General features: G+C 69.1%; 18 protein-coding genes. 9 read left to right on the plus strand and 9 right to left on the minus strand.

Annotation, left to right across the window (positions count from 1 at the left end; translation table 11 throughout):
- The first annotated feature begins 7 nt into the window (after positions 1–7).
- Entirely contained in the window at positions 8–820 is an 813-nt protein-coding gene (locus tag MTAB308_RS15765) for a PaaX family transcriptional regulator C-terminal domain-containing protein (protein WP_077100400.1), read from the plus strand.
- Positions 821–831: 11 nt separating this feature from the next.
- On the opposite strand, the gene MTAB308_RS15770 is transcribed toward MTAB308_RS15765, so the two are convergent.
- Both MTAB308_RS15770 and MTAB308_RS15775 read right to left on the minus strand, forming a co-directional pair.
- A complete protein-coding gene (locus tag MTAB308_RS15770) occupies positions 832–1,092 on the minus strand; it encodes a ribosomal protein L7/L12 (protein ID WP_066917218.1) in 261 nt (86 codons plus the stop codon).
- 36 nt (positions 1,093–1,128) lie between these two features.
- Positions 1,129–2,520: an FAD-binding oxidoreductase gene (locus MTAB308_RS15775; RefSeq protein ID WP_077100401.1), complete on the minus strand. Its 1,392-nt coding sequence runs from the start codon at positions 2,518–2,520 to the stop codon at positions 1,129–1,131.
- Between the two features lie 156 nt (positions 2,521–2,676).
- Between MTAB308_RS15775 and MTAB308_RS30310 the strand changes: the two genes are divergently transcribed.
- Positions 2,677–5,577 carry a helix-turn-helix transcriptional regulator gene (locus MTAB308_RS30310; RefSeq protein ID WP_077100402.1) on the plus strand — a complete coding sequence of 967 codons (2,901 nt, stop codon included), beginning with the start codon at positions 2,677–2,679 and terminating at the stop codon, positions 5,575–5,577.
- A 5-nt stretch (positions 5,578–5,582) separates the two neighbouring features.
- Here the strand turns inward: MTAB308_RS30310 and MTAB308_RS15785 are convergent, their stop codons facing one another.
- Together MTAB308_RS15785 and MTAB308_RS15790 are read right to left on the minus strand one after the other, a co-directional pair.
- Positions 5,583–5,852, minus strand: coding sequence for a DUF4242 domain-containing protein (locus MTAB308_RS15785; protein ID WP_077100403.1), 270 nt, complete (start codon positions 5,850–5,852; stop codon positions 5,583–5,585).
- Positions 5,853–5,928: 76 nt separating this feature from the next.
- Positions 5,929–6,387 (minus strand): MarR family winged helix-turn-helix transcriptional regulator, encoded by a 459-nt coding sequence (locus tag MTAB308_RS15790; protein WP_077100404.1) that lies wholly within the window; start codon positions 6,385–6,387, stop codon positions 5,929–5,931.
- A gap of 75 nt (positions 6,388–6,462) precedes the next feature.
- Between MTAB308_RS15790 and MTAB308_RS15795 the strand changes: the two genes are divergently transcribed.
- The 4 genes from MTAB308_RS15795 (at position 6,463) to MTAB308_RS15810 (ending at position 12,680) form a co-directional block, all read left to right on the plus strand.
- Positions 6,463–7,404 carry an extracellular catalytic domain type 1 short-chain-length polyhydroxyalkanoate depolymerase gene (locus tag MTAB308_RS15795; RefSeq protein ID WP_077100405.1) on the plus strand — a complete coding sequence of 314 codons (942 nt, stop codon included), beginning with the start codon at positions 6,463–6,465 and terminating at the stop codon, positions 7,402–7,404.
- Between the two features lie 88 nt (positions 7,405–7,492).
- Entirely contained in the window at positions 7,493–10,120 is a 2,628-nt protein-coding gene (locus MTAB308_RS15800) for an ATP-binding protein (RefSeq protein ID WP_077100406.1), read from the plus strand.
- Between the two features lie 85 nt (positions 10,121–10,205).
- Positions 10,206–11,417, plus strand: a complete 1,212-nt coding sequence (locus MTAB308_RS30315; protein ID WP_108637331.1) for a PE family protein — start codon at positions 10,206–10,208, stop codon at positions 11,415–11,417.
- 276 nt (positions 11,418–11,693) lie between these two features.
- The gene (locus MTAB308_RS15810; protein ID WP_077100407.1) at positions 11,694–12,680 is read left to right on the plus strand and encodes a TolB family protein; all 987 of its coding nucleotides are present in this window, start codon (positions 11,694–11,696) and stop codon (positions 12,678–12,680) included.
- A gap of 4 nt (positions 12,681–12,684) precedes the next feature.
- Here MTAB308_RS15810 and MTAB308_RS15815 read toward each other — a convergent pair whose 3' ends face one another.
- Complete coding sequence (locus MTAB308_RS15815) at positions 12,685–13,293, minus strand: TetR/AcrR family transcriptional regulator (protein ID WP_077100408.1); 609 nt, start codon at positions 13,291–13,293, stop codon at positions 12,685–12,687.
- A gap of 67 nt (positions 13,294–13,360) precedes the next feature.
- Between MTAB308_RS15815 and MTAB308_RS15820 the strand changes: the two genes are divergently transcribed.
- From MTAB308_RS15820 to fadD1, 3 genes are all read left to right on the plus strand, one after another.
- Positions 13,361–14,191, plus strand: a complete 831-nt coding sequence (locus MTAB308_RS15820) for an alpha/beta fold hydrolase (protein WP_077100409.1) — start codon at positions 13,361–13,363, stop codon at positions 14,189–14,191.
- A 37-nt stretch (positions 14,192–14,228) separates the two neighbouring features.
- The gene (locus tag MTAB308_RS15825; protein ID WP_077100410.1) at positions 14,229–14,990 is read left to right on the plus strand and encodes an SDR family NAD(P)-dependent oxidoreductase; all 762 of its coding nucleotides are present in this window, start codon (positions 14,229–14,231) and stop codon (positions 14,988–14,990) included.
- Positions 14,991–15,301: 311 nt separating this feature from the next.
- Positions 15,302–16,942, plus strand: coding sequence for a fatty-acid--CoA ligase FadD1 (fadD1, locus tag MTAB308_RS15830; protein WP_077100411.1), 1,641 nt, complete (start codon positions 15,302–15,304; stop codon positions 16,940–16,942).
- Between the two features lie 161 nt (positions 16,943–17,103).
- Here fadD1 and MTAB308_RS15835 read toward each other — a convergent pair whose 3' ends face one another.
- From MTAB308_RS15835 to MTAB308_RS15850, 4 genes are read right to left on the minus strand one after another with little or no spacing between them, the layout of a single operon-like run.
- A complete protein-coding gene (locus tag MTAB308_RS15835) occupies positions 17,104–17,757 on the minus strand; it encodes a PadR family transcriptional regulator (protein WP_077100412.1) in 654 nt (217 codons plus the stop codon).
- Positions 17,754–18,182, minus strand: coding sequence for a Zn-ribbon domain-containing OB-fold protein (locus MTAB308_RS15840; protein WP_077100413.1), 429 nt, complete (start codon positions 18,180–18,182; stop codon positions 17,754–17,756). The genes MTAB308_RS15835 and MTAB308_RS15840 overlap by 4 nt, the downstream gene beginning before the upstream one ends.
- Positions 18,179–19,345, minus strand: a complete 1,167-nt coding sequence (locus tag MTAB308_RS15845) for a thiolase family protein (protein WP_077100414.1) — start codon at positions 19,343–19,345, stop codon at positions 18,179–18,181. Before MTAB308_RS15845 ends, MTAB308_RS15840 begins: the two co-directional genes overlap by 4 nt.
- Complete coding sequence (locus MTAB308_RS15850; protein ID WP_077100415.1) at positions 19,335–19,664, minus strand: hypothetical protein; 330 nt, start codon at positions 19,662–19,664, stop codon at positions 19,335–19,337. The genes MTAB308_RS15845 and MTAB308_RS15850 overlap by 11 nt, the downstream gene beginning before the upstream one ends.
- Between the last annotated feature and the right edge of the window lies 1 nt (position 19,665).

A 19,665-nucleotide genomic window follows, 5' to 3' on the forward strand; every position in this document is an offset into this window, starting at 1 on the left:
GCGTTCCGTGCCCGCCCTGCGCCAGTCGCGTGTGAGCGACCTGATCGACACCCGGCCCCTCAGCGCGCGCTCGGTGCTGGCGTCGGCCTTGCTCGGATCCGACGAGGGGCGCCTGACGGTGGGGGAACTGGTCGCGGTGGCCTCGCTGTTCGGCATCAGCGCTGGCGCGGCCCGCACGTGCCTGTGGCGGATGGTGTCCAACGGCGAACTGGCCGCCGACGGCGGCAGTTACGCGCTAGCTGGGCGATTGGCGGAACGCCGAGAGCGCGTCGACGAGGCGTCCCGGATCGACGACGTAGCCGCGCACCGATGGGACGGAACATGGGAACTGGCGATCGTCGCCCTGGAGCGCCGATCGGCCGCCGATCGCCTCGAATTGCGGAAGGCCGCTACGGCGCTACACCTGGCCGAACTTCGCGAAGGTGTGTGGATTAGGCCCGACAACCTTGACCCGCAACGGTTTCCGACGCTTCGCGCGGTGGTTGACCAGCAGTGCACGCACTTTCTGGGCGCCGCCACGGACATCGGCGCCCAGAAAGTGCGAACGCTGTTCTCCCTGGACGAATGGGCGGAAAGTGCCAAGTTGCTCGTCGACGCCATGGACGCCGCGCTCGACACGGGCGAGCGCGATGATTCGACGGAAAGCTTCACCTACGAGTTCGCGCTCTCGATCGCCGTGGTCCGGCATCTCCAGCTCGACCCGCTCCTGCCGGCCGAGCTGACCGGGGAGCGTTGGCCGGCGCAGAGGCTGCGCGGCACTTATCGCCGTTTCGATCGGGCCTTCAAACGTCGGATGAGCAGCGCCTTCCGGCGGCGTTGACGTCGATCGCTTCACAGCGAATCGACAACCTCTTTGGCTTCCCGCAACCCGGCACCGGTGAGCTCGCGAAACAGCTTGATGGCGGCGATGGCGTTCCCGGCGCGGGCCAGCGCGACGACTTCCGAGGGCACACCGCCCTCGAGTACGCCCGACGCTGTCGCGCCGACGTCGCTGCCGAACGTCGGGCACGGGACCCCCAGCCGGTCGGAGAGCAGGCGCACCTGATGTTCGAGCAGTGCGATCCGCCGGTAAAGGTGGGCATCTTCTATCACGCATCGATTATGCGCGAAAGCGGGCCGCCGGAGCGCCTATGCGGCGTCGGGAGATCCCGCCGGCACGATGTTCTGGTTGATGTGGAACACGTTGCCCGGATCGTATTGCGCCTTGATCTCGCTGAGCCGCTGGTAATTCGGCCCGTAGGTCGCGCGGACCCGATCTTGCCCTTCGTCCATCATGAAGTTGACGTAGGCACCGCCGGCCGAATGCGGGTGGATGGCGTTCCAGTAGTCCGCCGTCCACCGCTTCAGCGCCGCCGCGTTGGCCGGCTCCGGATCGACCCCCGCAATGACCTGTGAGAAGTTCACGTCCCGGTAGGCCCACGCGGTGTCGGTCTGGCCGACCCGATGGACCGCGCCGTCGATCGGGTAAAGGTGCATCGTGGAGTGCATCGTGGGCAGTTCTTCGGTGAACCGGGCATGGGCTTCCACCGCGGCGTCGGGCACGGACCGGATGAAGTCGCCGCGCCAATACCATTGCAGGCCTTTGGGATACAGGGCATCAAAGGTGGACTGCAGCGCGGGATAGGGGGCCGCGGCGAGGCCCTCGAAGGCCGGCTGCATCTGCCGGACGGGCGCGAACGCCTCGTCGGCACGGGCGGGATCGCCGCTGTAGCACCAGACCACGGCGCATGCCTTCTGCCGGTGGAACGCCTCGGGGAACGGCGGGACCGGTGGGACGGTCATGCTCGCGAAGAAACCGTACAGATCTTCGTCCTGCGCGGGCAGGAAGTCGCGGTACCACCTGAGGATGTCGGCGGTGGCCGATGACGGCCAGGCCGTCGGGCCGCAGATCACGGTGTGCACCGGATGCAGCCGGAACGTGAACGAGGTGACGACGCCGAAGTTGCCACCGCCGCCGCGCAGAGCCCAGAACAGATCGGGGTGCTCCGATTCGGACGCGGTCACCACGCGACCCTCGGCAAGGACGACCTCGGCCTCCAGCAGGTTGTCGATGGTCAGCCCGTACTTGCGGGTCAGGTAGCCGTGGCCACCGCCCAGGGTCAGTCCGCCCACGCCGGTGCTGGAGATGATGCCGGACGGCGTCGCCAGCCCGTGCGCATGGGTCGCGGCGTCCACGTGTGCCCACGTCGCCCCGCCCTGCACGCGGACGACGCGCCGGTCGGCGTCCACGTCGACGCGCTTCATCGGCGAGAGGTCGATGACCAGCCCGCCGTCGACGCAACCGAAACCGGGGCCGTTGTGGCCGCCGCCGCGGACGGCGACCGCCAGGCGCGACGTGCGGGCGAACTCGAGGGCGCCCGCGACGTCGGCCGCGGACGCGCAACGCACGATCACCGCGGGCCGCTTGTCGATCATGGCGTTGTGCAGCGCCCGGGCGGCGTCGTAGCCGGGATCGTCGGGGAGGATGACCTCTGCTCCGAATCGGCCGCGTAGTTCGTCGGTGGCGGTGGTCAGGCTCATGGCCGCATCTCCTTGTTTGCTCGCAGGTCGTGATGCCGCGACGTTACGAGGGGAGGGGGCCGCGCGTCATGACCACAACGGAGCATTTCCGAGGCACTCCACGATAGTCACATCTGACTATCGACCGACCGACATCGGCGCGGTTACGTTGTTTGCATGGCGCAGTGGGTGCCGCCACCGCTTCCGGCAGAACTGGTGGCACGCCGTCGCGGCCCGTTGGTGGGTCGCGACGCGGAACTGGCGGCCTTCGAACGGGCCTGGGAGCGCGTCGAGGGCGGCGACCGCCAGGCGGTGTTCATCGGCGGTGAACCCGGGGCCGGTAAGACGCGCCTGGCCGCCGAGGTGGCCGGAACGCTGGCCGATCACGACGTCGCGGTGTTGGTCGGTCGGTCGACCGCCGACGAGGACGTCCCGTACGCGCCGTTCGCCGAGGCGCTGGATCGGCTGCTGTCGGCCGTCCCACCCGGTTCGATGGCGGACCTTCTCGCCGACGCCGGACCGCAGCTGCGGCGAATGTCGACGCAGGTGGACCGGCACCTGCCCGCTGGCGAGCCGGCGATGGAGGTCGGGTCCCCCCGCCAGGCGCTCTTCGACGCGATGACCCTCTTCCTGCGCCGCCTGGCCGTCGACCGCCCGATCGCGCTGATCCTCGACGACCTGCACTGGGCTCAGCTGCCCACCTTGGCGATGCTCGAACGCGTCCTGATCGGCTGCGCCGATATCCGCTTGCTGGTGGTATCGACGTTTCGCAACACCGAGCCCGACCGCTCCGACGAACTGACCACCCGGCTGGCCGAACTGCACCGGTTCGACGGCGTCCGGCGCCTCGATCTGGCCGGGCTGGACACCGAGGCGATCGCCGAGTTCGTCAGCCGAACCCAGCACCTGACCCCCGCCTCGGCGCGCACGGCGGCCGCCTTGCTCCGCGACAAGACCGGCGGCAATCCGTTTTTCCTGACCGAACTGGTCAACGACTTGGAGGTGCGCGGCGGGCTGGCCACGTTGGGCGCACAGCACACCGTGCCGGCGTCGATCGGGGACGCCATTGCCCGCCGCCTTACCGGACTGGGGGCCGGCGTCCGCGGCGTCATCGAACAGGCGGCGGTGCTGGGCGAAACGTTCGACCTGCCCGCGCTGATCGCCGCCAGCGATACCGATCTGTCCGCGACGCTGGCGGCGGTCGATTCGGCCGAAGCCGTCGGCTTGATCCGCCCGGTTCGCGACTCCGACGGCGAATTCTCGTTCGTACACGCGCTCACCCGCGAGGCCGTAGCCGGCGGGATGGCGGCGTCGCGGCTGCGGATCATGCACGCGAGGGCCGCCGAGGCGCTCGAGGGCCGCGCCGACCCCTCCGTTGTTCCCCGCCTGGCCAACCACTACCTGCGGGCGCACGTGCTCGGCTACCACGAGCAGGCGTTGCGGTACGCGCACCAGGCGGCCCGGATGGCCGAACAGAGCCTGGCCTATGAGGATGCGGCGAGGTGGTTCGAGCGGGCGGCTTCGCTGCCCGAGCTGAGCCGCGCGGATCGGGCGCGGCTGGACCTGGATGCGGCCGCAAATCACGTGCGCGCCGGTGACTTCGCCCGCTCGCGGGCGATCTATGAACGGCTCAGCGCGATGGACGACCCGCTGATCCGTCTGGGGGCGGCGGTCGGGTACGAGGAAGCGAATTGGCGTCGCGGGCAATCCCATTCGACGGCCGCCGACCTGCTGGCGGCGGCGCTGGAGTCCTGCGGGTTGACCACCGACGACCTGCGCTACATCCAGGCACTCGGCAGCTTCGGGAGGGCGCTGGCCTTCGCCGGCGAGGCGGGGCGCGCGCGCGAGGTCGGCAGCAACGCCATCGACCGCGCGCGGGCCGCCGGGGACCCGGCGGTGTTGATGCACACCCTCAAAGCCAGCCTGTGGCACGGGCTCACCCCGGAACTGTGCGAAATCCAGGCGGAGCGTTCGGCCGAGGTGTCCCGGATGGCATCGGAGCGCCGCAATTACGAGGTGCTGGGGGCGTCTTCACACTTTCGCGCGATGGTCAGCTATCTGGCCGGCAGCCCCGATGACTTGGCCGCGTCGACCGCGGACATGCGGCGAGCGGGCGAAGCCATCGGACAACCGGTCTTCGGCTTCGTCGGCGCGTGTGTCGAGCAAGCGCTCGCCTATCTGCGCGGCGACTTCACCGGGGCCCAACGGTGGGCCGACATCGCTCTGCGCACCGGAGACTTGTTCGACGCGGAGGACACCAAGGGCTCGCACGGGGTCCAGATGTTCATGATCCAACGCGAAACGGGAGAGCTGAAGAATTTCGCCGAGTTCATCGATGGCAGCGAGACTTTCGCCGGACGCTGGGTGCCCGGCCTGCTCGCGCTTTACACCGAGCTCGGCTGCGAAGCGGGCATGACCCGCGCGCTCAATCATCTGATCAACCGCAAACTCGGCGACCGCACCAACGAGGCACAGTGGCCGATGGAGCTGGTGTTCATGGTCGAGGCGGCGCTGGAGCTGGGCAATCGCGAAGCGCTGCACGCGCTGCGCCCCTACGTGTCCCGTTATGCCGGCAAGAACCTGGTCGCCGGCCAGTTCGTCGCCCTATTCGGCAGCGCCGACCGGTATCTGGCCCGGATGGCGGCCCTCGACGGCGATCACGCCACGGCCGAGCGGCATTTCACTGCGGCCCTCGAGATGGACCGGCGGATGGGTTCGGCGGTTCACATCAGCGAGACGCTGGGCCGGTACGCGATGTTCAAGGCGGCGGGCGGGGACACCGAGGAGGCCCGCCGCCTGGCCGACGAGGCGCGCGTCCTCGCCACCCAGATCGGCCAACGCCGGGTCGTCGAGTTGGTGGATTCGCTGCTGGCCGTGGGGCCGGACGGCCTGACCGACCGGGAGGTCGAAGTGCTGCGGCTGCTCGCCGAGGGGTTGAGCAATCGGGCGATCGGCGAGCGCCTCTACATCAGCACCAACACGGCCGCCAACCACGTGCGCAACATCCTGATCAAAACCGGCGCCGCGAACCGCACCCAGGCGGCGATGTATGCCGCCGACCACGAGCTGCTCGGGTAGCGACCTCAGATATCGGACAACGCCCCGTCGGGCATCACGCGGTCACGCACCTCGACAATGACGTCGGCGGGAAGGCCGGCCCGCTCGGCCGCGGTTCGGATGGCCTCGGGCGACGGCGCCTCGTACAGGCAGTACGTCTTCCGCTTGTCCGCCGACAGGAATGAGTACATCCAGCGAACGCCCTCGTGGTCGTTGATCCGGTTGATGCCGTCGGCGATCTCGAAGCTGGGTTCCAATTCCTCGGCAAAGTTGCGCTCGACCATGAAGATGGGCACGACGGACTCCTGTCATTGTCTTGGGTCGAACCTACGCCCCGCGTGACGCTCGGCACCAGCAAATTTCTGGACGGCGTCAGTCGTCCACCGTGTTCGCCTCGCTCGACAACAACATCTGCAAACTCTCCCGCAATTCCCCCAGCCGCCGGGGCCCGAGCACCTCCACCCAGCGGCTCTCCAAAGCGACTGCATTGGAACGCATCACGCGCAGCGCCTGCCGGCCCCGCGGCGTCAGCTCGATGATGCGGGCCCGGGCGTCGCCGGGATCGGTCACCCGCGTCACATACCCGTGCCGCTCCAAGCTGGCTACCCCCTGGGCCACCGCCTGACGGCTCACCTTGAGCCGGTCGGCCAGATCGGATGCGTGCAGGCCGCCGCCCGCCAGCGGCACCAGCGCAACGGCTTGAGCCGGTCGAATCCCGTCGAGACCGGCCGCCGCGAAGGCCGCTCTCAAACGGGGCGCCCCCGAGGCGGCCACCAAATTCACCAGCGCCGGAACGGTGGGATTCCACTCGGCATCGGCTACACGTCGCATGCAAACGAGTGTGCCACTCCGCTCACATTTGACAAGATACTTGTCAAATCTTGGCGCCGATGCCACGATGGCTTCATGCGATCCCTACGCGCTCGGGTGTTCGGCGTTTGTCTCGGCTCGGCCCTGGCGGTAACACTCGGCGGCTGTGTCGGCGGCGGGCACGCGGTGGGAGCGCCCGGTTCCCAATCGATTCCGATCGGGCAGTCCACCCAGACGATCGATTCGGGTGGGGTCAGCAGGACATTCCACCTGTACCGGCCGCAGGGATTGCCCGACGCGGCGCCGCTGGTGGTGATGCTGCACGGCGGCTTCGGCAACGGTGCTCAGGCCGAGCGGTCCTACAACTGGGACGCCGAGGCGGACAACGGGCACTTTCTGGTCGCCTACCCCGACGGCCTCAATCGCGCCTGGAACGCCGGAACCTGTTGCGGCCAACCGCAGCGCGACAACGTCGACGACGTCGGATTCATCACCGCGATGGTCGGAGCCATCGAGCAGGAGATCCCGATCGATCGTGCGCGCGTCTACGCCACCGGCATGTCGAATGGGGCCATGATGGCGCTCCGGCTCGGATGCCAGACGGACACCTTCACCGGGATCGCGCCCGTTGCGGGAACCCTGCTGACCGACTGCTCACAGGCCCGACCCACGTCGGTGCTCCAAATCCACGGCACCGCCGACGACCGGGTCCCCTACAACGGTGGCCCCGGAAAGGCCTTCGCCATCAACGGGAATCCGCGCGTCGACGGGCCCGCGGTGGAGTCGGTCAACGCCACCTGGCGCTCCGTCGACGCGTGCGGACCGCCGACCTCGACCAGCACCGGCAGCGTGACGACCCAGACGGCCGGGTGCCCCGACGGACGCACGGTGGAGCTGATCTCGGTGGCTGGCGCCGGCCATCAATGGCCCGGCGGCCAACCCAGCCCGCTCGCCGAGCTCGCGGGGATCCCCGAGCCGTCCACGGCGCTCAACGCGACTGACACAATCTGGCAGTTCTTCAGCCAGAGCCGCCGCTGAGATTGCCGGCGCTTCGAGCGTCGAGTTGTTTGCGCGATCGTCGCGTTTTGCCTCAACAACTCCACGCTCGCCAGGTTTACTTTTTCTGGTGGAGCGCTTGCTGGAGCGTGAGGCCGTCCTCGCCAAGCTGGCCGCGTTGACGCGCGCCGCGCGGCGGGGCAGGGGCCAGGCGGTGTTGCTGCGCGGAGAAGCCGGCGTCGGCAAGACGGCGGCGATCGCGCGGTTCACCGCCGGACTCGATGCCGAGTTGCGCGTGCTGCGCGGGTGGTGTGACCCGCTGGCGGCGCCGCGGCCGTTGGGGCCGCTACTCGACGCGTTGGCAGGGGTGGGTCTCGCGGCGGCCCGGGCGCTGGACGAGGCCATCGAATCGGGTGACACCGGCGCGCTGTACCGGCGGCTGCTCACGGTGCTGCGCGACGGACATCGCTGGGTCTGGGTGATCGAGGACGCCCACTGGGCCGACGGGGCGACCCTCGATCTCCTGCGTTTCCTGGCCCGGCGCATCGACTCGCTGCCGCTGCTGCTCCTGGTCTCCTATCGCGACGATCAGCTCGACCGACAGCACCCGCTTTCGGTCGCACTGGGTGATATAGCGACCTGTGCCGCGGTCAGCCGCCTCGCGTTGGAACCCCTGAGCCGGGACGCCGTCGCCGTCCTGGCCGCCGGCAGCGGTGTGAATGCGGACCAGTTGTATCAACTCACCGGCGGTAACCCGTTTTACGCCACCGAGGTCCTGGCGGCCGGCCCCCAAGCGCTGCAACACAATGCGTTGCCGCGCAGCATTACCGAGGCCGTCTGCGGTCGCCTCGGTCGGCTGTCGGCGGCCGCTCGCGAAACCGCGCACGCCGTGGCGATCTGTGGCCCGCGGGTACACGCGGAACTGCTGCATAAGGTCTGCCCCGCGGCAGGCGCGGGGCTGGCCGAATGTCTGGACGCCGGGGTGTTGCTGACCGATTGTGATGTGATCGGATTCCGGCACGAACTGGCCCGGCTTGCGACGCTCGACCAGGTCCCGAACCACGAGCGGACGGCCCTGCACACCCGTGCGCTGGCCGCTCTGGCCGAACCGCCGATCGACCCGAATACGTTCGCGGCGCTGGCATTTCATGCCCACGAAGTCGGTGACGGCACCGCCGTGATCCGCTATGGGGTGGCCGGTGCCCAACGGGCCGCGGCGCTGGGAGCCCATCGGCAGGCCGCTGACTTGTATGAGCTGGCGCTGCACCGAGCCGATACCGACCCCGACGAGCAGAGGGTGCTCTGGCTCGAGCAACACGCCGTGGCCTGCTACCTGTGCGGGCGGGGCGAAGCCGCGGTTTCGTCTTGGCGTCAGGCGATTTCGCTGCGCCACGCGATGGGCGACCGCCTGGGCGAGGGCGACGACTTGCGTTGGCTGTCGCACGGGTTGTGGGGGTTGGGCCGCGTCGCCGAATCCGGCGAGGCGGGACGGGCCTCCCTGCGGCTGCTGCAGGATGCGTGCACGCGGGCGTGCCCGCAACTCGCGTGGTCGTTGGTGAACATGGCCGAGCAAGGCCTGTGGAACTTCGATCCGGCGTGCGCCGACTACGCGGCTCGGGCCATCTCGGTGGGCACCGAGCTCGGTGATGATGCGGTAGTTGCCCGCGCGCGCGGCTATACGGCGTTGGCCAACGTGGTGCGCACCGACACGGGGTGGGAGGAACTGGAAGCGGTCTGCCACCAAGCGAGGGCCGCGGACGCCCGCGGCGAGACCGCCGCCTTCTTCGGGGCGGTAACCGGCTTCATCGCAGCGATGCACTATGACCCCGATCGCGCGGTTCGCTACACCGCTGACACCGTCGCGTATTGCCGCGACCACGGGATTTATCTCTTCGAGGGTATTGCCGGCGGGGCCGACTTGTTGGTCGGTTTGCATCGCGGCGAGTGGGATCGTGCCCGCGCCCGCGCCGAGGATCTGCTCAGCCGTCCCGGGCTGACATTGGTGAATCTGATCGCGCCGCGCCTCGTCCTGGCCCTTATCCACGCCCGCCGTGGTGAGCAACCGGTCGCCTCGCTGCTCGACGACATCGAAGCCAGTTCGGAGTCGGACCAGCAGCGGTTCTTCCCCGTCTGGGCCGCGCGCGCCGAGGCCGCATGGCTGGCCGGCGACGACGACACCGCCCGGAACGTCGCGCGCAGCGCGCTGATCAAGATGGGCGACTGGAATCCCTGGCTGATCTGGCAGCTGCGCCGGTGGGCCCGACTTCCCGGTGGTCCGCCAGAGCCCGTCCACGTCACCGACGCGGCCACCCCGTTCCACTTGGAGATCAGCGGTGACTGGCGGGCCGCCGCGGCGGCGTGGACCCGTCGCGGCTGCCCCTACGACACGGCCATCGCCCAGCTCGGCGGCGACATCACCGCGGTGGAATCGGCGTTGACCACCTTTCGCCGGCTCGGTGCCCCGGCGGCGGCCCGCCGTGCGCAACAGCGCCTAACAGCGCTGCGCGGCGATGCTCGTCGCGGCATGGGCGCGCGCACGGTTTCCGACCCGGATGGGCTGACCCCGCGGCAACGCGAAGTGCTCACGTTGATCGCCGCCGGGCACAGCGACGCCGAGGTGGCTACCAAACTGTCCATCAGCCCGAAGACCGTCGGCCACCACGTCGCCGCGATCCTGGCCAAACTCGGGGTCGATAACCGCACTCAAGCCGCGGCCCGCATCCGGCAACCGCGAGCCACCGCGTCAGGGCAAATATAGGGAAAATTCCCGATCCGCCCGGTTTCCGGGCCGGCGCACACTACGACGACGATGCATTCGCGACCTCTCTGAGCTGGGGGAATACTTGTCGTACGTGATCGCGGCGCCCGAGTACGTGACGGCGGCCGCCGATGACCTCGCCGTCCTCGGATCGATGATCAGCCAGGCCAATTCGGCCGCGGCGGGTCCCACGTCGACGGTGGTGGCCGCGGCGAGGGACGAGGTGTCGGCAACCATCGCCGCCCTGTTCAGCGGCCACGGGCAGGCCTTCCGGGCGCTCAGCGCCCAGGCGGAGTCGTTCCACCAACAGTTCGTGCACCTGCTCACCGCGGGCGCCTCGCAGTACGCGGCGGCCGAGGCGGCCAACACCAACCCGCTGCAGGCCGCGGAGCAGGACGTCCTGGGCGTGATCAACGCGCCGACCGAGCTGGTCCTGGGCCGTCCGCTGATCGGCGACGGCACCAACGGCACCCCAGGAACCGGGCAGGCCGGCGGGCCGGGCGGCATCTTGTGGGGCAACGGCGGCACCGGCGGCTCCGGGGCGCCGGGGCAGGCCGGCGGCAGGGGCGGCGACGCCGGGCTCTTTGGCAACGGCGGCCAGGGCGGGGCCGGCGGGATCGGCACCACCGGCACCACTGGTTCAGCGGCCAACGGCGCCAGCGGCACCACCGGCGGCATTGGGGGTGACGGCGGCCCGGGTGGGAACGGCGGCAACGGCGGCAACGGCGGCAACGGTTACACCGGCGGTAACGGCGGCAACGGCGGCAACGGTGGTGACAGCGTTATCACCGCCGGGACCTCTGCCGGCGCCGGAGGTGGTGGCGGTGGTGCCGGCGGCCACGGCGGAAACAGTATCGGCGGTGGCCCCGGTGGCACCGGCGGCACCGGCGGCACCGGCGGGTTCGCCCAGGCGGACGACAGCAACATTGGAACTCTCGCGGTGATCGGCGGCGAGGGCGGCCACGGCGGCGGCGCGTTCGGCGGCGCCGGCGGTACGGGTGGTGGCGGCGGTGGCGGCGCCGCCGCCGCCGTCGGCGCATCCGTCCATGCCTTCGGCTACCTCGGCGCCCAGGGCCCCTTCGGCGGCGGCGAGGGGGGCGTCTCCGGCTCGGCCAGCACAAGCGCGCTCGGCGGGGTTGCAGAGGCCGGCGGAGGCGGCGGTGGCGGCGGGTACCCCGGTGCCACCGGTGGCACTGGCGGCGCCGGCGGCGACGCCGGCGGCGGTGGCGGCGGTGGGGGTGCCGCCCAACAGTCAGGCGGAACTGCCCTGGGCGGCAAAGGCGGTGACGGCGGCTAGCACCCGTCCGCGTTGCACCCCGACGCTCCTTGTTTCTCGGGCGCCGACAACTCCACGCCCGGTCGGCCACAACAATCCGTACGCTGGTTTGCAGGCTGGGCGACGGACGATTGGGTTGAGGTGGCACGGCGTTGGGTGGTGCTGCGGACAGCGGCGGTTGTCGCGGTTGCCGTGTGCAGCGCATGCGCCGGGCCGCCGCCCGTCGGCACCAATTCCCATGCAGCGCCAGGAAATCCGCTCGCACGTAGCGGGTGCAGTCCACCCATCAGATATCAGGTGTTCGAGCAGGACGCATCCGGGGCCAATTGGTCGAAGCCGAACGATCTGATTGCGTTCAACGCCAAGGCAAGTGACAACCTCTATCACCTGTATACGGTCAAGCCCGATGGCAGCAACCGTCACCAACTCGGAGCGGAATCTTCCAGCTTCCCCCGCCGTACGACCGGCACGCCCGCATGGAGCCCGTCGGGTCGATTCATTGCTTTTGTCGCCGAAAAATCGAACCATCCGGGCAACTCGGTCGGCGCCACCCCCGGCTGGGGTAGTTATTCGGACCTGTGGGTGGCCGCCGCCGACGGCTCACGCGCGTGGCAACTCACCGACGTCCCCACCGACATCGACCATGGCACGATCATTCCCGAATTCTCGCCCGACGGCCGGCTGCTGGAGTGGACCGAACGCACAGCCGCCGGCAAGCCCGTCATCCCGGAGCGATTCGCCGGCTTCTGGGTGGTCAAGGTCGCGAACTTCAACGTCGCCCCGGACGGCACCCCGTCCCTATCCGACATTCGGACGGTCTCGCCGGCGGGTGACGCGTTCAACGAGACCGGGGGATTCTCGGCGGATTCACAGTCGCTGGTGATGACGAGCAGCTTCGAGACGCGCAACTTCTGGAAGAGCCAGATTTATCGCGTCGACCTGGTGTCCGGTGCGACCATTCGCTTGACACGGGGCGACAGCTATAACGAGCACCCTCGTTATACGCCCGGCGGCCAGATCATCTGGATGACCAACGCAGACAACCTATCTCGGGGGACGGACTGGTGGACGATGAATGCGGACGGCTCCAACGTGCAGCGCCTCAGCGATTTCAACAGCAACGCCGAGGCGAGGGGTTTCGGCGGCAAGCGGGTCTGGGCAACCGTCGTTCAGACTTCCAACTGGAGCCCGGACGATCGCTACTTCTACGGCGACGTGGAAACGAATCTGCTGAACTCCGACAGCGTCATCGTGCGCGCTTCGCTCACGTGCCGGGGATCGTGACCCGTCAATGCTCGTCGAGCATCGCGTCAATGAGCCGGTGCAGCACCTCCCCGGTCTCCCGGCGGGCGCGCTTCGGGTCGTCGGCGGTGGCGATGACCATGGCCGCCTCGTCGAGCGCGCCGATGAGTATGTGCGCCAGCGGTCGCATCGGTTGCTCGGCCAGCTGGCCCGCCCGGACGGCCTCGGTGAGCAGTTGTTCGGTCATGCCCAGGCTGTAGCGCTGGGCGACGTCGCGGAAGGCGGGCCAGCCGAGCACACTGGGGGCGTCCAGCAGGATGAGCTGGCGCACCTCCGGGTCCCCGGAGACGTCGAGCCAGGCATCGACGGCGGCGCGGATCGCCTCGGCGGGCGTCGTCGCCCCCGACTCGGCGACCAGCGTCGCCATCCGAGCCATCACGTCCTGCTCGACGGCCTCCACCACCTCGGCGAAAAGCGTTGCCTTGTCGGCGAATTGATGGTACATCGCGCCGCGTGTAACGCCCGCGGTGCTGGCGATCTCCGGCGTGCCGACCTCGGCGTAGCCGCGCTGGCCCCACAGCTTGCGGGCAGCCGAGATCAGCGCGTCGCGGGTCGCCGCGGAGCGCTCCTCCTGGGTCCGTCTCTTGATTTCCATACAGCCTGTTGGTAACTTACGAACAGACAGCCTGTTTGTAAGTGTATCTCGAAGGTGGGAGTTAGGTATGTCGACGATCGACATTAATGCCGGAACCATTCATTACGAAGCAACCGGACCCGAGGACGGCAGGCCCGTCGTCTTCGTGCACGGGTACATGATGGGAGGCCAACTCTGGCGTGAGGTCGGCGAGCGCCTCGGGCGGCAAGGCCTGCGCTGCGTCGCCCCCACCTGGCCGCTGGGGGCCCACCCGCAGCCGATGCGCCCCGGTGCCGATCGCACCATCACCGGCGTGGCAGGCATCGTCGCCGACGTGCTTGCGGCGCTTGAGCTGGAGGACGTGGTGCTGGTCGGCAACGACACCGGCGGTGTCGTCACGCAACTCGTCGCGGTGCATCGGCCCGACCGGCTCGGCGCGCTGGTGCTCACGAGTTGCGATGCGTTCGAACACTTTCCGCCGCCGATCCTCAAGCCGGTGATCATGGCGGCCAAGTCCAAGACGATGTTCAAGGCCGTCGCCCAGGCCATGCGCGCGCCGGCCGCGCGCAAGCGCGCGTTCGACGGCCTGGCGCATCGCAACATCGATGCACTCACCCAAGAGTGGGTGCGCCCCGGGCTGGCCGATCCGGCCGTCGCCGAAGACCTGCGCCAGTTCACCCTGTCGCTGCGCACCGAGGTGACCACCGGCGTGGCCGCCCGGCTGCCCGAGATCGAGCTACCCACCCTGATCGCCTGGTCGGCCGACGACGTCTTCTTCGAACTCGGCGACGGCGAACGGCTGGCCGCGACCATCCCGAACGCCCGCCTCGAGGTCATCGAGGGGGCGCGCACCTTCTCGATGGTGGATCAGCCGCAACGGCTCGCGGATCTGCTGTCGTCGATCGCGGTGCGCACCTAGCGCGGGCCGCCGTTTGGCGGACGTTACGCTCGCGGGCATGCAAAACGTGCTGCAAGGACGGCGGATCCTGGTGACCGGCGGGGCAACCGGTATCGGCGCGGCCGCCATCGGAGTCCTCACCGACGCCGGGGCCAAGGTCGTCGGCACCTATCACCAGACCCCGCCGCCGGATGGGCTGGCGGCCACCTGGCTGCAGTGCGACGCCCGCGACGCCGACGCCGTTTCCGCGATGGTGCAGCAGGCCGCGGGCCACCTCGGCGGGCTGGACGTCCTGGTGAATGCCGCGGGGCTGTGGCAGGCCGGAATCCCGGGCTACATCGGCGCCGACGACATCTCGTTCCTGCTGGACACCAACGTGAAGTCGACCATCCTGACCAATCAGGCCGCCTATGCGGTGATGAAGGGCCAAGATCCCAAGGGCGGCAGGATCATCAACTTCGGGTCGTCCGAAGCCGTGCAGGGCAGCGCCATCTCCGCGGTCTACGCCGCGACGAAGGGCGCGGTGCAGGCCTGGACGCGATCGGCCGCGAAGGCCTGGGGCGCCGACAATGTCACGGTCAACGCTCTGGCGCCGGCGGTGCAGACGCCGGGCTCCGACCGTTTCCGAAATTTCCTCGGTCCCGACGCGAGCGCCCTCATCGACCAGCAGATGCAGTTGATGATTCCGATCGGCGGGAAACTCGGAGAGCCCGCGCGAGACGTCGGGCCGGTGCTGGTTTTCCTGGCGGGCCCCGGCTCGGGGTTCATCACCGGACAATTGATCGCCGTCGACGGCGGCCTGATGATGGTCGGCGGCTAGGCACTCCGCCGCGTCGGCCGGGGAATCGGACCGATCGGGATTGTGAGTATTCGCGGCGAAATTCGCGCGCACGATTCCGTAACACGACCAGCGACCTGTGCAGCTCGAACAGCATGGGGCAATGATGGCCCTTCGAGGCGAACGGACCGGTTATGTACACGGTCTTCGGTGGGGAATCCCGGGCGAAATGGGCATGAAAACTTGTACAACACAAGGTGTTGTCGCGACCGCAGTCCGGCATCACCGCGAGCGGAGCCACCCGCTATCATAAGACGGACCGTCTCGTCTCGCAATGGAGGTGGATCGAGCCGATGGCCGACGACACGATTCAGGCGTTGCTGCGCAAGCGCCTGGCCGAGCCGGCCGTCGCCGTCAAACACGGCCACCTGCAATGGACTTGGACTCAATACCTGGCGGAATCGAGCGCGCGCGCCGCGGCCCTCATCGGCGCCGCCGACCCACAACGGCCGCTGCACGTCGGTGCCCTGCTGGGCAACACGCCCGAGATGCTGGCCCAGATGGCGGCGGCCGGTCTCGGCGGCTACGTGCTGTGCGGGCTGAACATCACGCGGCGCGGCGAGGCGCTGGCCGCGGACGTGCGTCGGGCGCACTGTCAATTCCTGGTGACCGACGCCGAACACCGCCCACTGCTGGACGGTTTGGACCTCGAGGGGACGCAGATCCTCGACGCCTCCACGCCGCAATGGGCCCAGTTCATCGGCGGCGCGGGCGAACTGGTCCCCCATCGCGAGGTCACCGCGATGGACCCGTTCATGATGATCTTCACCTCGGGAACCAGCGGAAATCCCAAGGCGGTCCAGGTATCCCACCTGATGGCGACGTTCGCCGGTATCAACCTGGTCCAGCGCTTCGCGCTTTCCGAACGAGACACCTGCTACGTATCCATGCCGCTGTTTCACTCCAACGCCGTGGTGGCGGGATGGGCGCCCGCCGTGGTTTCCGGCGCCGCGATCGTGCCGGCGAAATTCTCGGCGCGCAACTTCCTCGACGACATCCGCCGCTACGGCGCCACGTACATGAACTACGTCGGCAAACCGCTGGCCTACATTCTCGCCACCGCAGAGCGCGACGATGACGACGACAACCCCCTGCGGGTGGCGTTCGGTAATGAGGCCAACGACAAGGACATCGAGGAGTTCGCCCGCCGATTCGGGGTCCAGGTCGAGGACGGCTTCGGCTCGACGGAGAACGCGGTCATCGTGATCCGCGAACCCGGCACGCCGACGGGTTCGATCGGTCGGGGGGTCGACGGGGTCGCGGTGTACAACAGCGAGACCATTACCGAATGCGCCGTCGCGCGCTTCGATGCCAACGGCGCGCTGGCCAATGCCGACGAGGCGGTCGGCGAGTTGGTCAACACGACCGGGTCGGGGTTCTTCACCGGCTACTACAACGATCCCGAAGCCAACGCCGAACGGATGCGCCACGGCATGTACTGGTCCGGCGACCTCGCCTACCGCGACGCCGAGGGCTGGATCTACCTGGCCGGCCGCACCGCCGACTGGATGCGTGTCGACGGCGAGAACCTCGCGGCGGCGCCCATCGAGCGGATCCTGTTGCGGCACAGCCTCATCAATCGCGTCGCGGTGTACGCCGTTCCCGACGAGCGGGTCGGCGACCAGGTGATCGCCGCGATCGTCCTCAACGACGGCGCCGAGCTGTCGCCCGATGCGCTCGAAGCGTTCCTCCGGGCGCAGCCCGACCTGTCCCCGAAGGCCTGGCCGCGCTACGTCCGCATCGCGGCCGAACTGCCCAGCACCGCGACCCACAAGGTGCTCAAGCGCCAGCTGATCGCCCAGGGAACGACAGTGGGCGAGGGCGAAGTCCTGTGGGAACGCGAAGCGCGCGGCACCGCGTATCGGCGCGCGGCGCCCAGTGGCGATCGCGAGCGCGGCGTAGCCGGGCGCTGCGGGTCGCCACCATCGAGCTAGTGGCGATCGCGAGCGCGGCGTAGCCGGGCGCTGCGGGTCGCCACCATCGAGCTAGTGGCGATCGCGAGCGCGGCGTAGCCGGGCGCTGCGGATCGCCACCATCGAGCTAGTGGCGATCGCGAGCGCGGCGTAGCCGGGCGCTGCGGATCGCCACCATCGAGCTAGCCCGGCGCCCGGCGTTCGCGGCGGCGGATCTGCCCCTTCGCCCGTCGCACCCGTTTGACCGGATCCCGGCTTGTCCCGCTGGCGATCTCGTCGCGCAGCTGGGAGATGTTGGAGATCTCGGCGTACAGTCCGCGGATGGCGTAGTCGAGCACCGCGAACGAGAAGCGCTGGTCCGGATCATCGATGATGCCGAGGTCGCGCGAGCGCTGCCGCGACCACAGGGCTTCGTCCAGGCGAGCCCGGGTCGATTCGAGATGCCGGTCCAGCGTATCGATCACGCGCTCCGGATCCTCGCCGCGGGCGAGCCAGGTCCGCAGGATTACGGGGTGTTTGATGACCACCTGGTCGTGACCCGGAAAATGCTGGACCCACCGGCGCAGCGCGTCCAGGCCGGCGTCGGTGGTCTCGTACAGCGTGATGGCGCGCTTGCCCGATTGCGCCGCGGTCTCGCTGACCATCCCCCGCTCCAGCAGCCGGTTCAGTTCGCGCCGAACGTGACTCACCGACGGCGACCAATAGAAGTGCCCCACCGACAGTTCGGCGCGCATCTTGACCTCGCCGGCGGTGAGTTGTTCGTCGTTGGCCGCCAGCACGCCGAGAACCAGGTAGGCGGTCACCGGCAGGCCGTTGCTGGTGCGCGCGGGACTCATGGCGATTGCTGGCCGGTGAAGTACGGCAGGGTCAGGTCGGCTCCGACGGCGTGGAATTCGACCCGCACCCGCAGGCCGATCGCCAGATCGGCGGGGGCCATGCCGACGATGTTGGTCAGCATTTGGTAGCCCTCATCCAGCGTCACGATCGCCGGCGCGTAAGGCGGTGCGAACTCCGCGGTGACCGGGCGATGCACCACGGTCCAGCTGTAGATCTCGCCGAGGCCACCGCTGCGTTCCCACCGCAGATCGGCCGAAAGGCATTGGCGGCAATGCTCGCTCGGCGGGAAGTTCGCCGCACCGCAGGCCTCGCAGCGTTGGTAGCGCAACTCCCCGACGCCGCAGCCCTGCCAGAACGGAAGGCTGAGGTGGCTGGCGGCATGCGGCACCGGGCCGCGCTGGGGTCGCAACGCGTCGGCGGTCATCTCGGTTCGTCTCCCAGGATCAGCACCGTAGTGAACAGGGCTCCCGCTCCCCCGTTGCTGCACAACGCGATATGCGCGCCGGGCACCTGGAGGTCGCCCGCCTGACCGCGCAGCTGCTGGACGGCGCGGATGGCCCGCTGCATCATCTGCGGGTTGGAGCCCGCGTGGCTGAAGGACATGGTTCCGCCGTCGGTGGTCACGGGATGGCTGCCGTCGACGGCGATGTGGCCGTCGGCGACGAACGGTCCGCCCTCGCCGTCGGCGCAGAAGCCGAAGGCCTCCAACTGGCGGATGATTTCGAAGGAGAACGGGTCGTAGAGCTCCAACACATCGACGTCGTCACGCCGTAGCCCGGCGTGGCTGAACGCGCGCTCGGCCGCGTGCCTGCCGACCACGCCGTTCACGTGGTCGCCGCGCCGACCGGCGAGGTCCCACGCGGGCGGATGCTGATACGACGGACCGTGAAAGTCCGCGCCGCTGCCCCACACGTAGACCGGCCCGCCGGCGACATCGACTTTGTCCACGTTCGCGACCACCAACGCGCAGCCGCCCTCGGAAGTCGTGGCGCAGTCGAGGAGGTGAAACGGGTCGGCGATGGGCCGGGACGCGGTGATGTCCTCCGGCGTGAACGGACCGCGTTGGTAGTAAACGGCTTCGGGGTTTCGCGATCCGTTGTTGCGGATCGTCGCCGCGACGATGGACAGTTGTTCGCGCGTCGTGCCATAGGCGTGCATGTGGCGCCGGGCGATGAGCGCGAACTCGGCGGTGGTGAACATCCCCCAGGGCGCAACGAATTCGTTCTCGGGCCTGGTCCACGGCGCCGTGGCCTCGTGGTCGCGGTATTCGCCCGCCTGGGCGGCGACCAGGACGACGACGTCGGCCATGCCATGCTCGATCGCGGTCACCGCTTCGGTGATCATGCCGACCCCGAAAGCCAGGCCCTGCCACGCCGGGCCGATGCGCAGGTCGTAGATCAACGACGTGGAATGGGGGCTCGCGCTGATGCCGTCGACGTCGTCGAGGGTCAGGCCGGCGTCGTCGAGTGCGCCGCGAATGGCCTTGAGCGCCAAGCCTCGTGAGGTTTCACCATCCAGCCGACGGCCCTGCCGGGTGTTGTGCACGCCGACGATCGCGGCGGTCCGCCCGGTGCGGCTAGTTTTCATCCGCGACAACTCCCAGGTAGGCGCCGACGACGTCGTATTGTCGCCCGTCGCGCGTGATGGTTCCGATCTTCGTGGCCCGCGCCCGCCCGGCCGACGCGCCCGCCTCGACCACGTCGATTCGCACGTCGATGGGCCTGGAGGTTTGCGGATCGGTGATCTCGACGAGCATGGCCACGGCGCGTTCGCTCGCGTCCCACTCGACACCGGTGATCCGGTGCCGGGCGGTCAGCTCCATCACCAAGGAGTCCTGCCGCACCAGGAACCGGACCGGTGCGCACAGCTCGCCGGCGCGCGGCGGCACGCACAGCGTCACCGCCATG

It is taken from the genome of Mycobacterium terramassiliense (assembly GCF_900157385.1).
Classification (GTDB): Bacteria; Actinomycetota; Actinomycetes; order Mycobacteriales; family Mycobacteriaceae; genus Mycobacterium; species Mycobacterium terramassiliense.

What these genes read in the sequence shown, in the direction of transcription:
- MTAB308_RS15815 (WP_077100408.1), bottom strand. Translation starts at nt 13,293, where the DNA reads ATGGAAATCAAGAGACGGACCCAGGAGGAGCGCTCCGCGGCGACCCGC.
- MTAB308_RS30310 (WP_077100402.1), top strand. Translation starts at nt 2,677, where the DNA reads ATGGCGCAGTGGGTGCCGCCACCGCTTCCGGCAGAACTGGTGGCACGC.
- MTAB308_RS15795 (WP_077100405.1), top strand. Translation starts at nt 6,463, where the DNA reads ATGCGATCCCTACGCGCTCGGGTGTTCGGCGTTTGTCTCGGCTCGGCC.
- MTAB308_RS15845 (WP_077100414.1), bottom strand. Translation starts at nt 19,345, where the DNA reads ATGAAAACTAGCCGCACCGGGCGGACCGCCGCGATCGTCGGCGTGCAC.
- MTAB308_RS15825 (WP_077100410.1), top strand. Translation starts at nt 14,229, where the DNA reads ATGCAAAACGTGCTGCAAGGACGGCGGATCCTGGTGACCGGCGGGGCA.
- MTAB308_RS15820 (WP_077100409.1), top strand. Translation starts at nt 13,361, where the DNA reads ATGTCGACGATCGACATTAATGCCGGAACCATTCATTACGAAGCAACC.
- MTAB308_RS15840 (WP_077100413.1), bottom strand. Translation starts at nt 18,182, where the DNA reads ATGACCGCCGACGCGTTGCGACCCCAGCGCGGCCCGGTGCCGCATGCC.
- fadD1 (WP_077100411.1), top strand. Translation starts at nt 15,302, where the DNA reads ATGGCCGACGACACGATTCAGGCGTTGCTGCGCAAGCGCCTGGCCGAG.
- MTAB308_RS15850 (WP_077100415.1), bottom strand. Translation starts at nt 19,664, where the DNA reads ATGGCGGTGACGCTGTGCGTGCCGCCGCGCGCCGGCGAGCTGTGCGCA.
- MTAB308_RS15775 (WP_077100401.1), bottom strand. Translation starts at nt 2,520, where the DNA reads ATGAGCCTGACCACCGCCACCGACGAACTACGCGGCCGATTCGGAGCA.
- MTAB308_RS15790 (WP_077100404.1), bottom strand. Translation starts at nt 6,387, where the DNA reads ATGCGACGTGTAGCCGATGCCGAGTGGAATCCCACCGTTCCGGCGCTG.
- MTAB308_RS15835 (WP_077100412.1), bottom strand. Translation starts at nt 17,757, where the DNA reads ATGAGTCCCGCGCGCACCAGCAACGGCCTGCCGGTGACCGCCTACCTG.